General features: G+C 68.6%; 4 protein-coding genes. 2 read left to right on the forward strand and 2 right to left on the reverse strand.

Annotated features, from left to right (window positions below; genetic code table 11):
* Positions 1-516 (reverse strand): gamma carbonic anhydrase family protein (locus RIN18_RS17460; protein ID WP_309105247.1); only part of this gene is annotated, 516 nt, incomplete at its 3' end.
* 186 nt (positions 517-702) lie between these two features.
* Between RIN18_RS17460 and RIN18_RS17465 the strand changes: the two genes are divergently transcribed.
* Both RIN18_RS17465 and RIN18_RS17470 read left to right on the forward strand, forming a co-directional pair.
* On the forward strand, positions 703-1,575 hold the full coding sequence (locus RIN18_RS17465; RefSeq protein WP_309105248.1) for an SDR family oxidoreductase: 873 nt from the start codon (positions 703-705) through the stop codon (positions 1,573-1,575).
* Between the two features lie 59 nt (positions 1,576-1,634).
* Positions 1,635-2,468, forward strand: coding sequence for an alpha/beta hydrolase-fold protein (locus RIN18_RS17470; protein ID WP_309105249.1), 834 nt, complete (start codon positions 1,635-1,637; stop codon positions 2,466-2,468).
* 147 nt (positions 2,469-2,615) lie between these two features.
* Here RIN18_RS17470 and RIN18_RS17475 read toward each other — a convergent pair.
* Positions 2,616-3,016: TRCF domain-containing protein (locus RIN18_RS17475; protein WP_309105250.1), on the reverse strand; the 401-nt coding region annotated here is incomplete at its 5' end.

The raw sequence follows: 3,016 nt of genomic DNA on the forward strand, positions 1-3,016 counted from the left end.
CCGGTCGACGCCGAACACGTGACCCGGGAAGTCGAGCTCGGGTTCGGCTGCGGCGATCTCGTCAGCCTGATCGGGTGAGAACAGCTGCACGGGGTCGCCGACGGCCACCCAGCCGATCGGCAGGACGGTGCCCTCGGGAAGGACCGCGCGCCGCATCACGATCGCGTTGACGCGGATCTCGGAGCGCGGGCCGACCAGAGCGCCGTTGAACACGCGGGCACCGGACGCGAAGAACACCTCCTCGCCGACGGTTGCTCCGGCGATGCTCGCCAGGGTGCCGACCAGGGTGTGGTCACCGATGTGCACGGCGTTCGCGGCGGTCGCCCTGATGAGGGCGTTCTCCATCACGATGACGTGCTCGCCGAGCGTGATCGGCCCGCCTTCGGCAGTGATCACGGCGCCGTGCAGCACCTGGCAGTTCGGCCCGATCTCCACGTCGCCCGAGATGACGGCGGTGGGGGCGACGACGGCGCTGTCGTGGATGCGGGGCCGAGCCCCGAGGTGCTCGTAGATCATGCCGCCAGACTAGTCCCGGCGCGGGCGTCCTATGCGCAGTGATCCCGGAGTGCGCGTGACCGAGCCCGGGCCTGTCGGCATTTCCGGTGCTAACGTGGCCTCATGCAATGCAGGTGAGTCGCATCCGTCCCGCCGCCGGGCTGTCGTTCGGTATGCCCGACACACATCCCACTCGAAAGACTCACCATGCAGTTTCCTCTCAGCGGCCGAACAGCGCTCGTCACCGGCGTCTCGCGGCGCAAGGGCATCGGTTTCGCCATCGCGACCGAACTCGCCTCCCTCGGGGCGAACGTCTTCATCCATCACTTCCGCGCGCACGATCTCCGTCAGCCCTGGGGCGGCGACGACCTCGATGCGGTGCGCATCGGCATCCGAGGCGTACTGAGCCCCGGGGCCGTCATGGGCGACCACGCAGCCGACCTGCGGGACCCGGCAACCATCGAGCCTCTGCTCGTCGCGGCGTCCAGCCTGACGGGCAGGCTCGACATCCTGGTCTATAACCAGGCCATGAGCGGCTCCGACGGCAGCATCTACGACATGACCGCCCATCGCCTCGAGGACCACTGGCAGGCGAACGCCCGTGCCTCACTGTTGCTGACCGCCGGGCTGGCGCGGCGTCGCCGGGCCGAGCTGGGAGGTGAGGAGCGGGGGTCACGCCGCCCCGGCGATCGAGGGTCAGGATTCGGGCCGTTCGAGCGCCCGACCGGGCATGTCGTGTGGATGACGTCCGGCCAGGGGCACGCAGCGATGCGCGGAGAGGTTGCGTACGCCGCGAGCAAGGCCGCTCTCGCGGGAGTCACGCGCACGGTGTCGTCTGAGCTGCTGGATGTCGGTCTGGTGCTGAACACGGTCAACCCCGGCCCGGTGAACACCGGCTATCTCGACACGGAGACGACAGACCGCGACCTCACGTCGTTCCTGGAGTGGCTGCCGACGACGCCGTTCGGCAGAGTCGCCCTGCCCGAAGACCCTGCGCGGCTGATCGGCTGGCTCTGCACGGATGCCGGTTCCTGGGTGATCGGTCAAGTGCTCACCACCGACGGTGGGTTCTCGCTCTGATGAACCTCCTCGCTCGGATGCCGTTGCGGAGTTAGCAATTTCCAGCTGTGGAGACGAACATGATTGAACTGCCGTTCGCCGCGATCGCCGTGAATCCGGCTCACGTGACCTACGCCTACGGGCCGGACTCCGCGCGGCGACCTGCGGTTCCGCCGGGCCGGATCGACCGGTTCGAGGTCACCGACAGCGCCGCTTTCCCGGGCACCACACGCACGGTCTGGGTGCATACCCCGGCCGGGCACGTTTCCGCCCATCCGGCCTCTGTGATGATCTTCAACGACGGCTGGTGGTACCTCGACCCCGATGGCGATGTCCGGGCGGGAATCGTGCTCGACAATCTCGCCGCCCAGCAGATGATCCCACCGATGGTTGGCGTGTTCGTCGATCCCGGCGTGCTCCCGGCATCCGAGAACCCCAAGAATCGCAACGTCGAGTACGACGCTTTCGATCGGCGCTATGCCGACTTCCTCGTCGATGAGGTCTTGCCGCGCGTCGCGGAACGGCATGCGATCTCGACTAAAGGGCTGCGGCGCGGCATCTGCGGCGGCAGCTCGGGCGGTAACGCGGCCTTCACGGCCGCCTGGCACAGGCCGGACGCCATCGGACGGGTCATCGCATTCAACTCCAGCTTCGCTCAGATGCCAGGCGGAAACCCTTACCCGGATCTCCTCCATCGCGGACAGGTTCGCGACCTCCGGATTTTGCTGCATGCCGCGCACCGGGACATCGGCTGGAACGACGCGGACTGGAACTGGTTCGCCGAGAGCCTGGAGACGGCAGCAGCATTGACCCGCACCGGCCATGATGTGCGCCTCGTCGTGGGCGACGGCGGACACAGCCCGAACCACGGCGGGGTACTGCTGCCGGACGCGTTGCGCTGGCTCTGGGCGTGATCCGCCTTCCCGTTCGCGCTGCTGAATCCTGCTCATGCGGCGCAGATTCCCGCAGCGCGTGCCATTCTCAGCAGCGCGAGCGCGGGAACCCACCGGGAACAGCAGGGCGAGCGGAAACGAGCAGCGCGAACCGAGGGGAACGGCCCGTCAGGCCTGCGCCTTCGCCGGCTCCGGGAAGAGGGCGGTCAGCAACTGACCCACCCACTCGAGCAGGTTCGGTCCGTCCGGACCGGGCATCGGCACGACCAGAGCCTCGCCCCCGCCGACGAGCTTCGCCCTCGGGTACAACCGCTGCAGACGCACCTTCATGGAGTCCTCGAACCGCGCCGGGGCGACGCGCAGGTTCGACCCCATGGCGACGACGTCCGACAGTCCGGCGCGGGCGGCGCGGCGGCGGAGCCGGGCGACCGAGACGAGCGTGACGACCTCCTCGGGCGGCGTACCGTACCGGTCGGTGAGCTCGTCGACGACGAGGTCGATCGCATCGTCGGTGGCGGTGGCCGTGGCTGCCGACGAGAGCTTCTGGTACGCCTCCAGGCGCAGCCGTT

The organism is Microbacterium sp. (assembly GCF_031179285.1).
In the GTDB taxonomy this organism is placed as follows: Bacteria; Actinomycetota; Actinomycetes; order Actinomycetales; family Microbacteriaceae; genus Microbacterium.

What these genes read in the sequence shown, in the direction of transcription:
- RIN18_RS17465 (WP_309105248.1), top strand. Translation starts at nt 703, where the DNA reads ATGCAGTTTCCTCTCAGCGGCCGAACAGCGCTCGTCACCGGCGTCTCG.
- RIN18_RS17470 (WP_309105249.1), top strand. Translation starts at nt 1,635, where the DNA reads ATGATTGAACTGCCGTTCGCCGCGATCGCCGTGAATCCGGCTCACGTG.